17 protein-coding genes are annotated in these 19,241 nt (G+C 72.7%); 11 read left to right on the top strand and 6 right to left on the bottom strand.

The genetic code is table 11. From position 1 onward, the window contains the following. Nucleotides 1–112 precede the first annotated feature (112 nt). Both ACQ452_RS09875 and ACQ452_RS09870 read right to left on the bottom strand, forming a co-directional pair. Nucleotides 113–619 carry a hypothetical protein gene (locus ACQ452_RS09875; RefSeq protein ID WP_433392464.1) on the bottom strand — a complete coding sequence of 169 codons (507 nt, stop codon included), beginning with the start codon at nt 617–619 and terminating at the stop codon, nt 113–115. A 110-nt stretch (nt 620–729) separates the two neighbouring features. After that, the gene (locus ACQ452_RS09870) at nt 730–1,659 is read right to left on the bottom strand and encodes a LysR family transcriptional regulator (protein ID WP_433392463.1); all 930 of its coding nucleotides are present in this window, start codon (nt 1,657–1,659) and stop codon (nt 730–732) included. A gap of 134 nt (nt 1,660–1,793) precedes the next feature. Between ACQ452_RS09870 and ACQ452_RS09865 the strand changes: the two genes are divergently transcribed. From ACQ452_RS09865 to ACQ452_RS09840, 6 genes are all read left to right on the top strand, one after another. Next, nucleotides 1,794–2,426, top strand: coding sequence for a succinate dehydrogenase cytochrome b subunit (locus ACQ452_RS09865; protein WP_433394073.1), 633 nt, complete (start codon nt 1,794–1,796; stop codon nt 2,424–2,426). 1 nt (nt 2,427) lies between these two features. Beyond that, nucleotides 2,428–4,365, top strand: coding sequence for a fumarate reductase/succinate dehydrogenase flavoprotein subunit (locus ACQ452_RS09860; RefSeq protein ID WP_433392462.1), 1,938 nt, complete (start codon nt 2,428–2,430; stop codon nt 4,363–4,365). After that, the gene (locus ACQ452_RS09855) at nt 4,362–5,126 is read left to right on the top strand and encodes a succinate dehydrogenase/fumarate reductase iron-sulfur subunit (protein ID WP_433392460.1); all 765 of its coding nucleotides are present in this window, start codon (nt 4,362–4,364) and stop codon (nt 5,124–5,126) included. Before ACQ452_RS09860 ends, ACQ452_RS09855 begins: the two co-directional genes overlap by 4 nt. 201 nt (nt 5,127–5,327) lie before the next feature. Beyond that, nucleotides 5,328–6,512, top strand: a complete 1,185-nt coding sequence (locus ACQ452_RS09850) for a zinc-dependent alcohol dehydrogenase (RefSeq protein WP_433392458.1) — start codon at nt 5,328–5,330, stop codon at nt 6,510–6,512. A gap of 150 nt (nt 6,513–6,662) precedes the next feature. Continuing rightward, nucleotides 6,663–7,664, top strand: a complete 1,002-nt coding sequence (locus ACQ452_RS09845; RefSeq protein ID WP_433392456.1) for a serine hydrolase — start codon at nt 6,663–6,665, stop codon at nt 7,662–7,664. A 111-nt stretch (nt 7,665–7,775) separates the two neighbouring features. Continuing rightward, on the top strand, nt 7,776–8,921 hold the full coding sequence (locus tag ACQ452_RS09840; protein WP_433392455.1) for an MBL fold metallo-hydrolase: 1,146 nt from the start codon (nt 7,776–7,778) through the stop codon (nt 8,919–8,921). A gap of 74 nt (nt 8,922–8,995) precedes the next feature. Here the strand turns inward: ACQ452_RS09840 and ACQ452_RS09835 are convergent, their stop codons facing one another. From ACQ452_RS09835 to ACQ452_RS09820, 4 genes are all read right to left on the bottom strand, one after another. Next, the gene (locus tag ACQ452_RS09835) at nt 8,996–9,637 is read right to left on the bottom strand and encodes a NeuD/PglB/VioB family sugar acetyltransferase (RefSeq protein WP_433392454.1); all 642 of its coding nucleotides are present in this window, start codon (nt 9,635–9,637) and stop codon (nt 8,996–8,998) included. Between the two features lie 67 nt (nt 9,638–9,704). Next, nucleotides 9,705–10,382: a PIG-L deacetylase family protein gene (locus ACQ452_RS09830; RefSeq protein ID WP_433392452.1), complete on the bottom strand. Its 678-nt coding sequence runs from the start codon at nt 10,380–10,382 to the stop codon at nt 9,705–9,707. Continuing rightward, nucleotides 10,379–11,308, bottom strand: coding sequence for a methionyl-tRNA formyltransferase (locus ACQ452_RS09825; protein ID WP_433392450.1), 930 nt, complete (start codon nt 11,306–11,308; stop codon nt 10,379–10,381). The genes ACQ452_RS09830 and ACQ452_RS09825 overlap by 4 nt, the downstream gene beginning before the upstream one ends. 122 nt (nt 11,309–11,430) lie before the next feature. Then, nucleotides 11,431–12,945 (bottom strand): deoxyguanosinetriphosphate triphosphohydrolase family protein, encoded by a 1,515-nt coding sequence (locus tag ACQ452_RS09820; RefSeq protein ID WP_433392448.1) that lies wholly within the window; start codon nt 12,943–12,945, stop codon nt 11,431–11,433. 53 nt (nt 12,946–12,998) lie between these two features. On the opposite strand from ACQ452_RS09820, the gene ACQ452_RS09815 reads away from it, so the two are divergent. The 5 genes from ACQ452_RS09815 (at nt 12,999) to ACQ452_RS09795 (ending at nt 19,169) form a co-directional block, all read left to right on the top strand. Next, entirely contained in the window at nt 12,999–15,491 is a 2,493-nt protein-coding gene (locus ACQ452_RS09815) for a Tex family protein (protein ID WP_433392447.1), read from the top strand. 205 nt (nt 15,492–15,696) lie between these two features. Next, nucleotides 15,697–16,164 carry a hypothetical protein gene (locus ACQ452_RS09810; RefSeq protein WP_433392445.1) on the top strand — a complete coding sequence of 156 codons (468 nt, stop codon included), beginning with the start codon at nt 15,697–15,699 and terminating at the stop codon, nt 16,162–16,164. A gap of 494 nt (nt 16,165–16,658) precedes the next feature. Beyond that, complete coding sequence (locus ACQ452_RS09805) at nt 16,659–17,351, top strand: sugar transferase (RefSeq protein WP_433392444.1); 693 nt, start codon at nt 16,659–16,661, stop codon at nt 17,349–17,351. Between the two features lie 25 nt (nt 17,352–17,376). Next, nucleotides 17,377–18,525 carry a DegT/DnrJ/EryC1/StrS family aminotransferase gene (locus tag ACQ452_RS09800; RefSeq protein WP_433392443.1) on the top strand — a complete coding sequence of 383 codons (1,149 nt, stop codon included), beginning with the start codon at nt 17,377–17,379 and terminating at the stop codon, nt 18,523–18,525. After that, the gene (locus tag ACQ452_RS09795) at nt 18,522–19,169 is read left to right on the top strand and encodes an acetyltransferase (RefSeq protein ID WP_433392441.1); all 648 of its coding nucleotides are present in this window, start codon (nt 18,522–18,524) and stop codon (nt 19,167–19,169) included. Before ACQ452_RS09800 ends, ACQ452_RS09795 begins: the two co-directional genes overlap by 4 nt. Nucleotides 19,170–19,241: the final 72 nt, after the last annotated feature.

The following is a 19,241-nucleotide window of genomic DNA, read 5'->3' as shown; positions in this document are numbered from 1 at the left end:
CCTCGGCCCGCGGCGGTCCGGGCGGTGGGGTCGCGCGGATGCGGCACTGCCCCCGCGAACCAGGTCTGGTTCGCGGGGGCAGTGGGGTGGGAGACGGCCTACGCGGTGCCGATCAGAAGGTGGCGTTGACCCCGACCGCCTTGCAGGCGGCGCTCAGGTCCTTGCCGACCTTCTCGAAGGCGGGGCTCGCGGCGGCGGTGCCCGGGTCGGCGGCTGCCGCCACCTTCGCGGCCTCCGTGGCGAAGTCCCGCATCAGGCCGGCCACCTTGCCGTCCCCTCCGGCCTTGGCCGCCGTGACCATCTTCTGCTCCAGGCCCTTCATGATCTCCTGGAACACGGCCGGCTCGGGCTCCTTGCCGCTCTGCATGGCAGTGAGGAAGGCCCCCTTCATCTCGTCTCCCGCGGACTTGGCGTTCTGGCAGAGCTCCTTGTCGCTCGCCCCGCCGGTGGCGCCCGTCGACGAGGACGGCGCGGCGGCGGAAGGGGCCGTCGAGGTGGCGGCCGCGGAGGCGGACGGCGCGGAGTCGGCCGTGCTCGTGCTGTCCTCTTCGCCACACCCCGCGAGGGCCAGCAGCGCGGTGGAGAGCACGACGGTGCAGGTAAGCCTAAAACGATTCACGGCGGGCACAGTAGCCGATGCGTCGGGCTTCGATCAATTCAGAACTGGCGATCGGCGGCGGGTGCCGCAGGCGAGGACGCGCCGCCGGCGGCCGACTCCACCACGGGCGGTCAGAGCGGCTCGACGCCCGGCGGCAGGTCGCCGCCGATGCTGGCGTCGCGGACGTAGTCCAGCAGTATCCGGCGCAGTTCCCGGCCGGCGTGGGTGGGCACCACGTCGCGGCGCCGGGCGACGGCGATGGTCCGCCGTACGCCGGGCGGGGCCAGCCGGGTGACGCGCACGCCCGGACGGCGGGCCACCACGATGCCGGGGACGAGCGCGACGCCCAGCCCGGCCTCGACGAAGCTCAGCACGGCGTCCATCTCCCCGCCGTCGACGGCGATGGTCGGTTCGAAGCCGGCCTCCCGGCAGGCCTGGAGGGTGGCGTCGCGCAGGTCGTAGCCCTCGCGGAACATCACCATCGGCTGGTCGCGCAGGTCGGCGACGCGCAACTGGCCGGTGCCGGCGGCCGCCGGCAGCGCCTCGACCGAGGCGACAACCAGGCTCTCGCGCAGGACGGGGTCGGCGCGCAGCCCGGGGTCGGTGCCCTGCGCCGGCATGATGATCAGCGCCAGGTCGAGGTCGCCGCGCAGCAGGCCGCGGACCAGGTCCTGCGAGCCGCTCTCCTCCACCCGCAGGTCGATTGTGGGGTGGGCGTCGCGGAAGCGGCGCAGCACCGGCGGGGCGAGCGAGGTGGCCAGGCTGGGGGTGGCGCCGAGCCGGACCCGGCCCCGGCGCAGGCCGACCAGTTCCTGCACCTCGCGGGTCGCGGTGTCCACGTCGGCCAGGATCCGCCGGGCCAGCGGGAGCAGGGCCTCGCCGGCGGCGGTGAGGGTGATGTTTCCCCGCAGCCGCTCGAACAGGGGGGCGCCGAGGCCGTCTTCCAGGGCGTGAATTTGCTTACTCAACGATGGTTGGGTGATGCCGACGATGTCGGCGGCTTGGGTGAAATGTCGTACTTCCGCCACAGCTACGAAGTACCTCAGCTGATGGAGCTGCATCTACATAGCTTATAGCTATGAAGACTGCGAGGTCGATGCATTGGACGACTGAATCATGTCCTCCTAGCGTCGATCGGGTGGTAATCACGAGAACTCGGTCGCCCATCCGTTCCAGCGTCGGTCTGAAGGCCGTCATGGCGGTGACGGGCATCATCCTGGTGTCGTTCCTCGTCGCGCACATGCTCGGCAACCTGAAGATCTTCACGGGGGCGGCCTCCTTCGAGCACTACGCGCACTGGCTGCGCGAGATCGGCGCCCCGGTGCTGCCCGGCGTGTGGTTCCTGTGGATCATGCGGATCGGCCTGCTGGTCGCGGTGGCCGGTCACATCTGGGCCGCGACCACCCTCGCCCTGCGCGCCCGCGCCGCCCGCCCCGTGCGGTACGCGCACCGCAAGAAGGTCCGGGGCAGCTACGCGGCCCGCACGATGCGCTGGGGCGGCGTGATCATCCTGCTCTTCGTGATCTACCACATCCTGGACCTCACCACCGGCACGCTGAACCCCGTCGGCGACCCCGCCCGGCCGTACGCCAACGTGGTCGCCGACTTCGCCCCGGAGCGCTGGTACGTCACGCTCTTCTACACCCTGGCGGTCGTCAGCCTCGGCTTCCACCTGCGCCACGGCCTGTTCAGCGCGCTGCGCAGCCTGGGCCAGCAGAGCCCCCGCGGCGAGCGGCGGGCCCGGGCCGCGGCCCTCGGCTTCTCCGTGGCGCTCTGCGCCGGCTACCTGGCGGTCCCGTTCGCCGTACTCACCGGATTGGTGTCCTGACATGGATCTCTACACCGAGGGCGACCCGATCGCCGACACCAAGGCTCCCGACGGCCCGATCGAGACCCGCTGGGAACGCCGCCGCTTCGAGGCCAAGCTGGTCAACCCGGCCAACCGCCGCAAGCTGACCGTGATCGTGGTCGGCACCGGCCTGGCCGGCGGCTCGGCCGCCGCCACGCTCGCCGAGCAGGGCTACCGGGTCAGGTCCTACTGCTACCAGGACAGCCCGCGCCGGGCGCACTCCATCGCGGCGCAGGGCGGCATCAACGCCGCCAAGAACTACCGCAACGACGGCGACTCGGTGCACCGGCTCTTCTACGACACCGTCAAGGGCGGCGACTTCCGCTCCCGGGAGTCGAACGTGCACCGACTGGCCGAGGTCTCGGTCAACATCATCGACCAGTGCGTCGCCCAGGGCGTCCCGTTCGCCCGCGAGTACGGCGGCCTGCTGGACACCCGCTCCTTCGGCGGCGCGCAGGTGCAGCGCACCTTCTACGCCCGGGGCCAGACGGGCCAGCAGCTGCTGCTCGGCGCGTACCAGGCGCTGGAGCGGCAGATCGGCCTCGGCAACGTGGAGATGAACACCCGGCACGAGATGCTGGAGCTGATCATCGTCGACGGCCGGGCCCGGGGCATCGTGGTCCGGGACATGGTCACCGGCGAGATCACCTGCGAGTTCGCCGACGCGGTCGTGCTCGCCTCCGGCGGCTACGGCAACGTCTTCTACCTCTCCACCAACGCCAAGGGCTGCAACGTCACCGCCACCTGGCGGGCCCACCGCAAGGGCGCGTACTTCGCCAACCCCTGCTACACGCAGATCCACCCGACCTGCATCCCGGTCTCCGGCGACCACCAGTCGAAGCTGACCCTGATGAGCGAGTCGCTGCGTAACGACGGCCGGGTCTGGGTGCCCAAGGCCAAGGGCGACGCCCGCAGCCCGAAGGACATCGGCGAGGACGAGCGGGACTACTACCTGGAGCGGATCTACCCCTCCTTCGGCAACCTGGTCCCCCGCGACATCGCCTCCCGCGCCGCCAAGAACGTCTGCGACGAGGGGCGCGGCGTCGGCCAGAGCGGGCTCGGCGTCTACCTGGACTTCGCCGACGCGATCAACCGGCTCGGCCGCAAGGCCATCGAGGCCAAGTACGGCAACCTCTTCGAGATGTACGAGCGGATCACCGGCGAGGACCCGTACGAGGTCCCGATGCGCATCTACCCCGCCGTGCACTACACGATGGGCGGCCTCTGGGTCGACTACGACCTCCAGTCGTCCATCCCGGGCCTCTTCGTGATCGGCGAGGCGAACTTCTCCGACCACGGCGCGAACCGCCTCGGCGCCTCGGCGCTGATGCAGGGCCTGGCCGACGGCTACTTCGTGCTGCCGAACACCGTCGCCCACTACCTGGCGTCCCACCCGCTGGAGAAGGTCGACGCCACGCACCCGGCGGCCGTGCGGGCGCGCGCCGACGTCGAGGACCGCATCCAGCGGCTGCTGGCCGTCGACGGGGACCGGACCGTCGACTCGTTCCACCGCGAGCTGGGCCAGATCATGTGGGAACACTGCGGCATGGAGCGCAGCGAGGCCGGGCTGCGCAAGGCGATCGACGAGATCCGCGCCCTGCGCGAGCAGTTCTGGCAGCGGGTCAAGGTGCCCGGCAGCGGCGAGGGGCTCAACCAGTCGCTGGAGAAGGCCGGCCGGGTGGCCGACTTCTTCGAGCTGGCGGAGCTGATGTGCGTCGACGCCCTGCACCGCGAGGAGTCCTGCGGCGGTCACTTCCGCGCCGAGCACCAGACGCCCGAGGGCGAGGCGGAGCGCGACGACGAGCGCTTCGCGTACGTGGCGGCCTGGGAGTTCACCGCCACCGGGGAGCCGGCCGTGCTGCACAAGGAAGACCTGAACTTCGAATACGTCCACCCCACGCAGCGGAGCTACAAGTGAACCTGACCCTGCGCATCTGGCGGCAGTCCGGCCCCGAGGACAAGGGTCGGATGGTGACCTACAAGGTCGACGACGTCTCCCCGGACATGTCCTTCCTGGAGATGCTCGACGTACTCAACGAGCGGCTGATCCTCGCGGGCGACGAGCCGGTCGCGTTCGACCACGACTGCCGCGAGGGCATCTGCGGCATGTGCGGCCTGATGATCAACGGCGACGCGCACGGGCCGCAGCGCGGCACCACCGCCTGCCAGCTGCACATGCGGCAGTTCTCCGACGGCGAGACGATCGACATCGAGCCGTGGCGCGCCCGGGCCTTCCCGGTCATCAAGGACCTGGTGGTCAACCGGGGCGCCTTTGACAAGATCATCGCTGCCGGCGGCTACATCACCGCGCCGACCGGCAGCGCCCCCGAGGCCCACTCCACCCCGGTCGCCAAGGCCAACGCCGACGCCGCCTTCGAGGCGGCCGAGTGCATCGGCTGCGGCGCCTGCGTGGCCGCCTGCCCCAACGGCTCCGGCATGCTCTTCACCGCCGCGAAGGTCACCCAGCTCTCGCTGCTGCCGCAGGGCCAGCCGGAGCGCCACACCCGGGTGATCGGCATGGTGGACGCGCACGACGAGGCCGGCTTCGGCGGCTGCACCAACGCCGGTGAGTGCACCGTGGTCTGCCCGAAGGGCATCCCGCTGAACACCATCGGCCGGCTCAACCGCGACTTCCTGATGGCCACGTCGAAGCGGGGCGACAACACCCCCGGATCCTGACCCGCCGCCGCGCCGGAGAGCAGCCACCAAGGGCCGCCGCGTCCCACCACGGGGTGCGGCGGCCCGTCCGTGCCCGACCCGCCGCCGCGTCAGGTCGACGGGCGGCGTCACCCGCCGCCCCCTGCCGCGGCGACGTCGCCGGTTCAACCCGCCCTGCGCGGGTAGCAGACCGGAGACGGCGACGAGGAGGGACAGCGGGACATGAAGGCACTGACCTGGCAGGGCAAGCGGGACGTACGGGTCGAGGAGGTGCCCGATCCACGGATCGAGGAGCCGACGGACGCGATCGTCCGGATCACCTCGACCGCGATCTGCGGCTCCGACCTGCACCTGTACGAGGTGCTCGGGCCGTACCTGAAGCCCGGTGACGTCCTCGGGCACGAGCCGATGGGCATCGTCGAGGAGGTGGGCGCCGGGGTGACCCGGCTCAGGCCGGGCGACCGGGTGGTGGTGCCGTTCAACATCTCCTGCGGCTCCTGCTGGATGTGCGACCGGCAGCTCTACGCACAGTGCGAGACCACCCAGGTCACCGCCGAGGGCAAGGGCGCCTCGCTGTTCGGCTACACCTCGCTCTACGGCTCGGTGCCCGGCGGGCAGGCGGAGTACCTGCGGGTGCCGCACGCGCAGTTCGGCCCGATCAAGGTTCCCGACGCCGGGCCCGACGAACGCTGGCTCTACCTCTCCGACATCCTGCCGACCGCCTGGCAGGCGGTGAAGTACGCCGACACCCCACCCGGCGGCACCCTCGCCGTCTTCGGGCTCGGGCCGGTGGGACAGCTCTGCGCCCGCATCGGGCGGCACCTCGGCGCGGGCCGGGTGATCGGGCTGGACCTCGTGCCGGAGCGGCTGGCGATGGCCCGCCGGCACGGCATCGAGGTGCTCGACGTCAACGAGCTGGACGACGTGCCGAGCGCCCTCATCGACCTCGTCGACGGGCGCGGCCCCGACGCGGTCATCGACGCCGTCGGCATGGAGGCCCACGGGGCGCCCGTCGGAAAGCTCGCCCAGACCGCCGCCGGGCTGCTGCCCGACAAGCTCGCCGGGACCATGACCGACAAGGCGGGCGTCGACCGGCTGGTCGTGCTCAAGGCCGCCATGAAGGCCGTCCGCCGGGGCGGGACCGTCTCCATCTCCGGCGTCTACGGCGGCGAGGTCGACCCGATGCCCCTGATGGAGATGTTCGACCGGGGCATCCAGCTACGGATGGGGCAGTGCCACGTCCGCCGGTGGACCGACGAGATCATTCCGCTGCTCTCCGGTGACGACGACCCGCTGGGCGTGGAGGACCTGCGCACCCACCGGGTGCCGCTGGCGCAGGCGCCGCAGGCGTACGAGATGTTCCAGAAGAAGGAGGACGGCTGCGTCAAGGTCGTGCTCGCGCCCTGATTTTCGGCGGTGGCCGTGACCAGCGGCAACGGTCCTCGGCGACCGCGGTGGCCCGCGCACGGGGCCACGGGCGCCGATCGTCTCTCCTAGGGTGGTGGGCCGGGGATGACTCCGGCCCACCACGACGGGGAGAACCAATTGACTATCCGGGTGAACCGCAGGACCGCACTGGGACTGGGCACGGTGGCCACGGCCGGCACGGTGCTCGGCGCCGTCTCGCCGGCGTCCGCCGCCCCCGAGGTCGCCGAACCGGCTGCGACGACACCTGCGCGGGCCGCCACCCGGGTGGCCGCGAGGTACGCCGAGCAGACCGCGCTCGCCGGCGGTGACTGGCGGGCGTACGTCAGCGTCGCCGACCCGGCCGGGCCGCCGGTGGTGGCCGTTTCCGACGAGCCGGACGGGCGGATCGAGGCCTACAGCGTCAACAAGATCGCGGTGGCCACGGCGGTGCTCGACAAGGTCGACCGGGGGCTGCTGACGCTCGACCAGCGGGTCGAGGTGACCGCCGCGATCGTGGTGCCCGGCGGCGACGGCATCTTCAGCCTCGACGGGGCGTACCCGAGTTCCGTGACGCTCGGCCACGTGCTGGCCAACCTGCTGACCGTCTCCGACGACACGGCGGTCCGGCTCTGCGGCCTGGTCTGCCCGGCCGCCGAGCTCAACGCGATCCTGCGCGGCAAGGGCTTCCCGAACACGCAGGTCGAGCCGGTGACCAACCCCAACCGGTTCTTCCTCGGCACCAGCACCCCGCGGGAGACGCACGACCTGCTGCGCGCCCTCGTGGGCGGCACGCTGCTCTCGCCGGCCAGCACGGCGTTCGTGCTGCGGCAGCTCCGCGCACCCGTCGCGTACACCGACGGGATCCGGCGGGTGATGTCCTCCACCGAGCGGGCCCGGATCGCCACGAAGGCCGGCTGGTACGCCGACGCCCGCCACGAGGCCGGCGTGATCTTCGACGCCGCCGGCGCGCCCGTGCTGACGTACGCCCTCTTCGCCCACGGGCAGGCTGAGGCGGACGACTACGGTGCGACGCATCCCGCCGTCGAGGCCCGGGCGAAGATGGGCCGGCGCTTCCTCAACGTGGTCGACCGCCTCGCCGGCACCGGCATCACCCACCGGCCGATGACCCAGCGGCCCAGCAACGGCGGCTGAGCCGCCCCACCACCGCAGGGCCCGCCGACACGGCGGGCCCTGCGACCTTCCCCGGCGTCGCCGCGGCCACCGGGCTACCGTGTACGACGGGACACGGCGGAGGGACGGCGGATGGGCGCACCAGCACGACGCGCGGGACTGGACCGGACGCTCGGGCGGCGGCTGCGCGGCGCGGCCGGGCTGGCCGCGCTGGCCGGGCTCGCGTGGGTGGCCCGGGACGTGCCCGCGGCCCTCGGCGGGCGGCTCACCGGCGCCCGCGCACAGCGGGCCGCCCGCTCGCCCCGGTTCCGCGACGGCACCTTCCACAACCCGGGTGGCAGCCGCTCGATGGCCGGCGCTCCCGACCGCAACCTGATCCGTGAGCTGATCTTCGGCAAGCAGCGGCGCCGGCCCGGTCTCGCCGTGCCGCTGGTGCGTCCCGGTGCCGTCCCGGCCGCCGACGCCGCCCGCGAGCTGAACGTCGTCTGGTACGGCCACGCCTCCGCGCTGATCGAGATCGAGGGCCGGCGGATCCTGCTCGACCCGGTGTGGAGCGAGCGGTGCTCGCCGTCGAACCTGGTCGGGCCGCGCCGCCTGCACGAGCCACCGGTAGGCCTCGACGAACTGCCCCCGGTCGACGCGGTCCTGATCTCCCACGATCACTACGACCACCTCGACATGGCGACCGTCCGCGCTCTGCTGAACGGCGGGTCGGCGCCGTTCCTGGTCCCGCTCGGGGTGGGCGCGCACCTGGACCGCTGGGGCGTACCGGCGGAGCGGATCGTCGAGCTGGACTGGTCGGAGAGCCACCGGGTGGCGGGGCTGGAGATCACCGCCACCGCCGCCCAGCACTTCTCCGGCCGGGGGCTGCGCCGCGACGGCACGCTCTGGAGTTCCTGGGTGATCGCCGGGGCGCACCGCAGGGTCTTCTACACCGGCGACTCGGGCTACTTCGACGGCTACGCCGAGATCGGCGAGCGGCACGGGCCCTTCGACGTCACGCTGATGCAGATCGGGGCGTACGACCACGCGTGGCCGAGCATCCACATGTTCCCCGAGGAGGCCGTCGCCGCCCACCTCGACCTGCGTGGCGGGCTGCTCGTGCCGGTGCACTGGGCGACGTTCAACCTGGCCCTGCACGACTGGTCCGAGCCCGTCGACCGGGTCTGGGCCGAGGCGAAGGCCCGCGACGTACGACTCGCCGTGCCCCGTCCCGGCGAGCGCGTCGTGGTGGACGACCCGCCGCCCGTCGACGGCTGGTGGCAGACGGTCGCCTGAGTCACTGGTCGCCTACCCGCCCAACCGATGTGTCCGCTTCCGGACGCCGGCCCGAGCAGGGCACCCCGCCCAGCTCAGCGGGCCGGCACACCCTTCACCACCACGCCCGTCGGGACGTCGCGGACGACACAGGCCCCGGCACCCACCGTCGAGCCCCTGCCCACCGTCACCCACTCCAGCAGCGCCGCGGTCGTCCCGATCAGCACGACCGACTCCAGTCGGCAGTTACCGGAGATCGCCGCCAACGGATTCACCGAGACGAAATCCCCCAGGGTGCAGTCGTGACCGACCGTCACGTTCAGGTTGAGGTGGACGTGCCGGCCCAGCTCGACGTTCGTCGTCACCCGGACGCCGCCGGCGGCGACCAGTCCTTCCTGGTACACGCAGTCCGCGCCGATCTCGGCGGCCGGGTGGACGATGGTGGCCGCTGGCAGCCCGTACCCCCGGATCCTGTCGTCGATCTTCTGGCGAACCGCTGGTTCGCCGACGCCGATGGTGACGTGCGTGGTGGCGGGCTGGCCCACCAGCGAGTCGATCGGGCCGAGGTACGCGGCATCGAGCCGCTGGATTCGCTTGAGGTCGGCCTCACCGGGGCTGTCGTCCACGAAGCCCAGAACGCGCCATCGGACGTCCCGGGACGCCTCGTTGATCGCTCGGACGATACCCAGGACCTCCCGGCCGAAACCGCCGGCACCGATGATCACCAGATCCAGCACCGCGCCCCTTCCCTCCCAGGCAGCGCCACCGTGTCGGCGCCGCTGGTTGACCGTGCCGTGCTGCCGGTCAGGCCACCTCGACACAACGGACAAGCATGAAGGGCTCGGCCGCCTCCCGCCCGACGACCGTGCCCCAGTGCTCGGCGTGCACTCGCAGGGCACGGTCGTTGCGGGGGTGCGGCCAGTCCCGCCACTCGCTCTGGTAGTGCCGGAACGCCTCCAACTTGCGCTCGAGGGTGGCGGTTATGTCGACGAACCAGTTCGGCTGCCACCAGGTCACCGGGGCGGGCGTCCACTCCGTACTGGAGGTGGGTGCGTAGGTGAGGACCCGACGTACCGTCTGGCCGGGGACCGGCCGGGTAGCCACCGCCACCGACTCGAACACCGTCCGGTGATCGAGGTTCACATCGCCCTGCACCGAGTAGACCGTGTCCGGCTGGAACTCGGCGACCTGCCGTTCGACGACCCGGTTGACGTCCACGTGGGGCAGGGTGTCCAGCCGCATGTCGGGAAGATCCAGGTGGACGTAGTCGCTGACTCCGAGGACCTCCGCCGCCTTGCGCGCCTCCTGCTGCTTCTGCCGCAGGATCTCCGGGTTTCCCGCGTACTGCGTGGACGATCCGTCGGTGACGCAGCAGATGCGCACGGCATCACCCCGGTCGGTGTGCCACGCGATGGTGCCGCCCATGCCGAGAATCTCGTCGTCGGGGTGGGCGGCGACGACGAGCACGCGCCGCGCGTTCATCCGAGCACCGTCCCGCAGGGCAGCACCGGATGCAGGTCGGCACCCCGCAGTCCGGGACCGTCGTCGAGCGACGCCTCGCGCACCAGGAGCGCGCCCTCGCCGGCGGCCACCAGGACCCCGTCCGGGCGGTGGGCCAGGACGGTGCCCGCCGGGACCTGCCCGGCTGCCGGCTCGGGGCGGGCGTTCCAGATGACCGCCCGGCGGTCACCGAGCCAGGTGAAGGCGCCCGGATACGGCCGGGTCTGGGCTCTCACCCAGGCGTCGAGGTAGCCAGCCCGGGTGTCCCAGTCGATCAGTCCGTCGGCGGGAACCCGTCGGGGCCACTGGCTGACCCGCTTCGGGTCCTGCCGGATCCGGGGCGCCGACCCCGCGGCGAGTTGCGGGAAGTAGACCCGGACCAGCTCCCGCTCGGCGGCGGCCAGCTTCCCGTACAGGGTGCTCGCGGTCTCATCGGGCGCGACGTCGACGTCGACCTGGCCCACGATGGCGCCGGAGTCCGCGGTGGCGTCCGGGATCTCGAACAGAGTGACGCCGGTGCGGGTGAGCCCGTTCAGAATGGTCCACACGATGGGTGCGCGACCGCGGTGTCTCGGCAGCAGCGTCGGGTGCATGCCGAAGGTGCCCTGCGACGGTACCGCCAGCAGTTCCTCGCGGACGAGCTGGGACCAACCGACCACCCAGATCATGTCCGGTTCGAGCCGACGTACCGCCGCGACGCTCTCGGGGTCGTTCACGTTCCGCGTCTCGATCAGCTGGGCTCCGAACCGGTCGGCCACGTCGTCGAAACGGCACATGCCCGAGACTTCCGGGCGCACCGGCCCCGGAAGGGAGACGATGCCGGCGATCTCTGCCCCCGCCTCCGCCGCCACTTCCAGGCAGGCCTTCGAGGCGGTGTCGAAACTGATCCACACAATCCGTTTCGCCATCCCGGCTCCTCTCGCGTGGCGCCGCCCCGGCGCAGCGGCACGGCAGGGCCGGGTGTCCCGGCGGCTCTCAGCAACAGGGACATCAGATCAGACAAAACGCCAACGACGGGTGTATTTGCGGGTCAAAGTACGAACGCGTCGGTCCAGAGCGCGCCGGAACGGCCGGAGAGGGCGTCCAGCATCGCCACCGCCTGTCCGTCGGTGAGCTGCGCGACGAAGTCGATGATCGCCCGGCCCCGGGCCCGGCCGATCCGGTCGGAGGTGCGCGGGTGCAACTCCGCCTCGGCCAGCTCGACAAGGTCGTGCAGCCGGCGCGGGAGGCGGGACTCCTCCGCCGGATCGAGCAGCCATTCCCAGAGCGCCTCCACCAGGGTGCCCAGCAGCCGGGCCTGCCCCCGCTGGTGCAGGGCGAGGTCCGGCCGGGCCAGCACGAACCGGTGATGGACGAACTTGAGCACCTGCACCTCGTGCCACTGCGCGGGGGCCAGCAGCACATGCCCGGAGCGCACCGACGGGGCGTCGGTGACGGCGATGGCGTCGACGAACCGGGTGGTCCACCGCGCAGAGAACCGGGCCACGTACTGCTCGGCCTCCACCGAGCCGTCGAACGGCATCGCGAGCAGCCCCTCGACCAGTTCCTGCCGAACGTGCTCCACGGCGGCGGCGAACGCCTCGTCGTCGGCGATCCAGCCGTCCTTCCGGTGCAACTGCCGGCGTAGCCGCTCGATCGCCGCGCCGGGCCGCCGCGCGGTCGCGCCGGCCAGTGCCGGTTCGGTGACCGCCCGGAAGTGCCCGCTCTCCCGTTGCCAGGCCGTCAGCTCGGCGGCCACCGCGCCCTGCTGCAGCACCCCGACCCGGTAGAAGTCCTCGACGTCGTGGATGGCGTACGCGATGTCGTCGGCGGTGTCCATCACCGACGCCTCGACAGTCTGCTGCCAGTCGGCGATCTTCCCGGCGAACGGCTCCCGGGCCTGGCGCAGGTCGTCCAGCTCGGTGCGGTACGCGCCGAACTTGGACGAGCCGCTGTCCGGGTCCTCCGGCGGCGCCGACGCGCCCCGGGGCGGCGGGTCGAGGTGCCGGGGGTGCGGGTCGGGGTGGTCCAGCCGGGTCCACGGGTACTTCAGCAGAGCCGCCCGGACCGCTGCGGTCAGGTCCAGCCCGGTGGTCGCCGTCCCCCGGATCTCGGTGCTGGTGACGATCCGGTACGACTGGGCGTTGCCCTCGAACCCGTCCGCCAGGCCGAGCCGCTGCCGGGCCAGCCGGTCGAGCACCCGCTCGCCGAGGTGCCCGAAGGGCGGGTGCCCGAGGTCGTGGGCGAGCGCGGCGGCCTCCACCACGTCCGGGTCGCAACCACCGAGGGAGTCCAGCAGGTCGCGACGGCGCTCGTCGGCGGTGAGCCGCTCGGCGACCGCCCGGGCCACCTGGGCGACCTTCAGGCTGTGGGTGAGCCGGTTGTGCACCAGCAGGCCGGAGCCGCCGGGGCTGATCACCTGGGTGACCCCGCCCAGCCGGGCGAAGAGGGGCGAAGCCACGATCCGGTCCCGGTCCGCCCGGAACGGGCTGCCGGCGAGGTCGCCGAGGGCCCGCGCACTGCCGCCGAACAGCCGCCGAGCCCGCGGGTCAGCGGGAGTTTCCATGATCGCCACGCTAGCGCAGCCTGCGGCGAGTTCCGTCGGGGTGGGGCGGCACAATGCAGAGCGGAACCCACTTTCGAAGGCGGATCAAGATCGTGACCCAGTCTGTGCACCAGCGGATCGCCGACGAGCTCGGCGTCGCCGAGCGTCAGGTCCGGGCGGCCGTGGAACTGCTCGACGGCGGCTCCACCGTGCCGTTCATCGCCCGCTACCGCAAGGAGGCCACCGGCCTGCTCGATGACGCCCAGCTACGCACCCTGGACGAGCGGTTGCGCTACCTGCGTGAGCTGGACGAGCGCCGCGCCGCCGTGCTGGAGTCGATCCGCGCCCAGGGCAGGCTCGACGAGGCCCTGGAGGCACGGATCCTGGCGGCCGACTCGAAGTCCCGGCTGGAGGACATCTACCTGCCCTACAAACCGAAGCGGCGCACCCGGGCGCAGATCGCCCGCGAGGCCGGGCTGGAGCCCCTGGCCGAGACGCTGCTGGCCGACCCGGGGCAGGACCCCCGGGATCGGGCCGTCGCCTTCGTCGACGCCGAGCGGGGGGTGGCCGACGCCGCCGCCGCTCTCGAGGGGGCGCGGGCCATCCTCATCGAACGCTTCGCCGAGGACGCCGACCTCATCGGCACGCTGCGCGAGCAGATGTGGTCACGGGGCCGGCTGGTCTCCCGGGTACGCGACGGCCAGGAGTCCGTCGGCGCCAAGTTCGCCGACTACTTCGACTTCGCCGAGCCGTACCCGAAGCTGCCGTCGCACCGGATCCTGGCGATGCTGCGGGGCGAGAAGGAGGGCGTGCTCGACCTGACGATGGCCCCGGAGTCCGAGGGCGACTCCGACGCCACCCCGGCCGGTCCGAGCCGGTACGAGGCGGTGATCGCCGGGCGGTTCGGTGTCCGCGACGTCGGCCGCCCGGGTGACCGCTGGCTGGCCGACACGGTGCGTTGGGCGTGGCGCACCCGGATCCTCATCCACCTGGCGGCGGACCTGCGGATGCGGCTGTGGCAGGCGGCCGAGGAGGAGGCCGTGCGGGTCTTCGCCACGAACCTGCGCGACCTGCTGCTCGCCGCCCCCGCCGGCGCCCGGCCGACAATGGGGCTGGACCCGGGCCTGCGCACCGGCGTCAAGGTCGCCGTGGTCGACGCCACCGGCAAGGTCGTCGCCACCGACACGATCTACCCGCACGAGCCACGCCGGCAGTGGGACGCCTCGCTCGACACCCTCGCCCGGCTGGCGGGGGCACACGCCGTCGAGCTGATCGCGATCGGCAACGGCACCGCCAGCCGGGAGACCGACAAGCTCGCCGGGGATCTGATCAAGCGGCACCCGGAGCTGAAGCTCACGAAGGTCGTCGTCTCCGAGGCCGGCGCCTCGGTCTACTCCGCCTCCGCGTACGCCTCACAGGAGCTGCCCGGGCTGGACGTGTCGCTGCGCGGCGCGGTCTCCATCGCCCGCCGTCTGCAGGACCCGCTCGCCGAGCTGGTGAAGATCGACCCGCGGTCGATCGGCGTCGGCCAGTACCAGCACGACCTGTCCGAGGTGAAGCTCTCCCGCTCGCTGGACGCCGTGGTCGAGGACTGCGTGAACGCGGTCGGCGTGGACGTGAACACCGCGTCCGCTCCCCTGCTGACCCGGGTCTCCGGCATCGGCGCCGGCCTTGCGGAGAACATCGTGCTGCACCGGGACGCCAACGGCCCGTTCCGCAGCCGTTCGGAGCTGAAGAAGGTGGCCCGGCTCGGCCCCAAGGCGTTCGAGCAGTGCGCCGGCTTCCTGCGCATCCCCGAGGGAGACGATCCGCTGGACTCCTCCAGCGTGCACCCGGAGTCGTACCCGGTGGTGCGCCGGATCCTGGCCAGCACCGGCCAGGACCTGCGCTCCCTGATCGGCCGGAGCACCATCCTGCGCGGGCTGCGGGCCACCGACTTCGTCGACGAGCGGTTCGGCCTGCCCACGGTCACCGACATCCTGGCCGAGCTGGAGAAGCCGGGCCGCGACCCTCGCCCGGAATTCCGCACCGCGACCTTCGCCGACGGCGTGGAGAAGATCGGCGACCTGACCCCGGGGATGCTGCTGGAGGGCGTGGTCACCAACGTGGCCGCCTTTGGCGCGTTCGTCGACGTCGGGGTCCACCAGGACGGCCTCGTGCACGTTTCGGCGATGTCCCACACCTTCGTCAAGGACCCCCGCGAGGTGGTGAAGTCCGGCGACGTGGTCCGGGTCAAGGTGCTCGACGTGGACGTGCCTCGTAAGCGCATCTCACTGACGCTACGTCTGGAGGACGAGCCGGGCGCCGACGGTCAGCGCCGTGGCCCTGGCGACCCCCGGAGCCGTGGCCAGGACGGCGGCGCACACGGCGGGCAGAGCGGCGGCGGGCAACAGCGGCAGGGCGGCGCACGCGGCGGGCAGAGCGGCGGCGGGCAGCAACGGCAGGGCGGCGGGCGCGGCGGGCAGGGCGGGCAGGGCGGCGGGCAGCAACGGCAGGGCCGGGGTGGCGGGACACCGTCGGCCGACACCGCGCTGGCCGATGCCCTCCGACGCGCCGGTCTGGCGTGACCGGGCATCCCGGCTCCGGCCCGTGCCGGCCCGCGCCGGCCCGGCACGCCGGGTAGCACCGACCGCAGCCGGGTCAGAAGCAGTGTCGGGAGACCTACCGGCGGGCGCTCGGCATGGACGACGCCGCGTCGGAGCGGGCGCGGCTGCGCCCCACGTACGCCCGCACGCGCGGTCCCCGACCGAGCGGCCGGGTACCGTCGACCTCGTGGGCGAGCGGGACGGCCGGGGGTGGCTGGAGCAGCAGCGGCAGGCGGTCCGTGCGCACGCCGATGCGGACGCGCGGCAGCGGGCGGCCGAACAGGCCGAGGCCGCCGAGCTGGTGGCCTGGTTCGTGGCCGAGGCGGTTCGGCGAGGGCTGCCCGCCACCCGGCTGACCGCCCGGGGGTACGACGGGCGCGGCGGCTACCGGACCCGGCTCACCGGCTGGTACATCGACCGGGCCGGCACCCGGGCGGTGGACGTGGCCGGCCGGTTCCACCTGCTGACCGTGGCGGGCGGCCTCCGGGCCCGGCTGCTCGGCGTCGACCCGCAGCCGAGCGCGCCGCCGCTGGTGGTCGGGGCGGGCGGCCGGGACGGCGAGTCGATCCCGCTGCGGACCCTGCTCACTCGGCGGCTGGACGACGGTCCCGGCGGTCGGGGTTCCACCACCGCGTCCCCTGCGCCACGAAGGTGAGCAGCCCGGCCAGGACGAGCGCGCACAGGTTGATCACGAGCTGAGGGGCTGGCCCCCTTCGCCTCGTGCCGCCACGCCCCCGCGCGCGACGTTTGCCGCGGCCGGCACCATCGCCACCGAGATCGGCACTCCGACCGGCGCGGCGCCCCGACCGCCTCGCTGACCAGGCCGGCGGCGGTCAGCCCCAGGTGCTCAACATGGCGGCCGGTGGTGGTGACCACGATCAGCACCAGGCGCGGGACAGCGCGGCGCCGAGCGGTCCACCGCGGGCGACCGCCCCGGTGCGGCACCCGTTCTCCCCTCGCCCGACGGACCGTCGCGAGGCGCTACGGCTCGCGCAGCGCATCGGGCGCGGGCAGAGAGCCCGGGGCGACCCGTGTCCACAACCGGAGTTTCGGGGTTGATCGGGGGGAAGGGGCCGACTGTCGCCCTTCAGCCCTGGTGCGGCGATTGTGACTGATCATGGTGCTTCTGTTGCGTGTGGAGGACGAGCGGTGCCCGTTTCCGGTCCACTGACAACCTCCGGAGGTCCGGCCCGGACCGTCGGCCCGGACCGCCTCAAGCGGCTCGTCGACATCGTGGGCGCGGCGCTCCTGCTCCTGGCGACCGCCCCGCTGATGGCGGTCGTGGCGATCATGGTGGCCGGTCGGCTCGGCCGTCCGGTGCTCTTCCGGCAGTGCCGCCCCGGACGACACGGCGCCCCCTTCGAGCTGGTGAAGTTCCGCAGCATGCATCCGCCCGCGCCGAGCGAGGGCCGGGTCGGCGACGGGGATCGACTCACGCCCTTCGGGCGGTGGTTGCGGGCCACCAGCCTCGACGAGCTGCCCACCTTGTGGAACGTGCTGCGCGGAGACATGAGCCTGGTCGGACCACGACCGCTGCTCACCCATTACCTGGACCGGTACTCCCCGACGCAGGCCCGGCGGCACGAGGTGCGGCCGGGCGTCACCGGGCTGGCGCAGGTACGCGGACGCAACAGCCTCAGCTGGGAGGAGAAGCTGGAGCTCGACGTCCGGTACGTGGATGACCGCAATTTCCGGCTCGACCTGTCGATCCTCGCCGCGACCGTGGGCGCGGTGCTGCACCGCCGGGGGATCAACGCGCAGGGGATGGCCACCGCACCGGAGTTCCTTGGCACGCCACATCACCCGACCGCGCCGCCCCAGCGGGACCGGAGCCCGGCATGACGACGATCCCCATGGGAGGTGGCCGATGACCCGGAGCATCCACCTGTCCGCGCCCGACGTCGGGCCGCTGGAGGAGTCGTACGTGATCGCGGCCCTGCGCTCGGGGTGGGTGGCGCCGGCCGGCCCAGACCTCGAGGCGTTCGAACAGGCCATCGCCGAGCGGGCCGGGACCGGCGGCGCGGTCGCGGTCAGCTCGGGCACGGCCGCCCTGCACCTCGCCCTGCTCGGCGTCGGCGTCGAAGCCGGTGACGTGGTCATCGTGCCGACCCTGACCTTCGTCGCCACCGCGAACGCCGTCCGCTACACCGGTGCGCGACCCGTCTTCGTCGACTGTGACCCGCAGACCGGCAACGTCGACGTCGGCCTCCTCGCCGAGCTGATCCGCCGGCTGAGGTCCCGGGGCGAGCGGATCGGCGCGGTCGTCCCGGTGGACATGTTCGGCAGCTGCGTCGACTACACGGCTCTGCTGCCGGTCTGCGCCGACGCCGGCATCCCGGTGGTCGAGGACGCCGCCGAGGCGCTCGGCGCGAGCCATCGGGGGCGGGCCGCCGGCTCCTTCGGGCAGGTCGGCATCCTCTCCTTCAACGGCAACAAGATCATGACCACCTCCGGCGGCGGGATGCTCGTCTCCGATGACGCCGCACTGCTCGCCCGGGCCCGGCACCTCTCCACCCAGGCCCGCGAACCGGCACGGCACTACGAGCACCGCGAGACCGGCTACAACTACCGGTTGAGCAACCTGCTCGCCGCGCTGGGCCGCGCCCAACTGGTCCGGCTGGACGAGATGATCGCCCGTCGCCGGCAGCTGCGCGAGCGGTACGCGAAGCTCTTCGCCCCGGTTCCCGGCGTCCAGCTCATCGGCGGCGAGGACGGCGAGTCGAACTGCTGGCTCACCGGCATCGCGGTGGAGCCGGCCCGGTGTGGCTGGCACGCCGCCGACCTCGGTGCCCACCTGGCCGACGGCGACATCGAGACCCGGCCGGTGTGGAAGCCGATGCATCTGCAACCCGTCTACGCCGGCGCCGAGTGCCTGCTCACCGGCGCCGCGGAGCGGCTGTTCGCCGAAGGGCTCGTCCTGCCCAGCGGGAGCGCGCTGGGCGAGCCGCAGGTGACCCGCGTGCTCCGCGCGATCGACGAGTTCCTGGCGACGCGGCCGGGAGCGCCGACGCGGTGACGACGCAACTGGTGGTCGTCGGCTGCGGCGGGCACGGCCGGGAGGTACTGGCCATCGTCCGGGCGATCAACGACGTCGCGCCCGGGCGACCCCCGTGGCACCCGCTGGGCGTCGTGGACGACCGGCCCACGGAGGAGAACCTGAAGCGGCTGCAGCGGCTCGACGTGCCGTACCTCGGCGACGTCGCCTGGTTGCACGACGCGCCACCCGACGCCCGGCACGTGATCGGCATCGGGGATCCCCGGGTACGGCGGGCAGTCGACCAGCGCATCACCGGCCACCGGCCACCAGCGGCCAGCCTCGTTCACCCGGACGCCACGGTCGGCCCCGAGACGGTGCACGGGCCGGGGTTCGTGGTGTTCGCCGGCGCCCGGGTCACGACGAACGTCGTCATCGGCCGGCACGTCCACCTCAACCAGAACGTCACGGTCGGTCACGACAGCACACTCGACGACTACGTCTCCGTCAATCCGCTGGGCGTGGTGTCCGGCGACTGCCACCTCGCCGAGGGCGCACTGGTCGGCACCGCCGCCGCGGTGCTGGAACAGCTGCGGGTCGGGCGGGACAGCACGGTCGGGGCCTGCGCCTGTGTCGTCCGGGACGTCCCGGACGGACGGGTGGTCAAGGGAGTGCCGGCCCGCTGAATGCGGCGGTCAGAATCTTCGCCCAACCAGCCCCAAACTCCCGCATAACCGCTCTTTGTGCCTGTAATAAGG

The organism is Micromonospora sp. KLBMP9576 (assembly GCF_050941805.1).
GTDB lineage: Bacteria > Actinomycetota > Actinomycetes > Mycobacteriales > Micromonosporaceae > Micromonospora.
The sequence above is the reverse complement of the archived record's forward strand: the minus strand, read 5'-3'. Positions and strand labels throughout refer to the sequence as shown.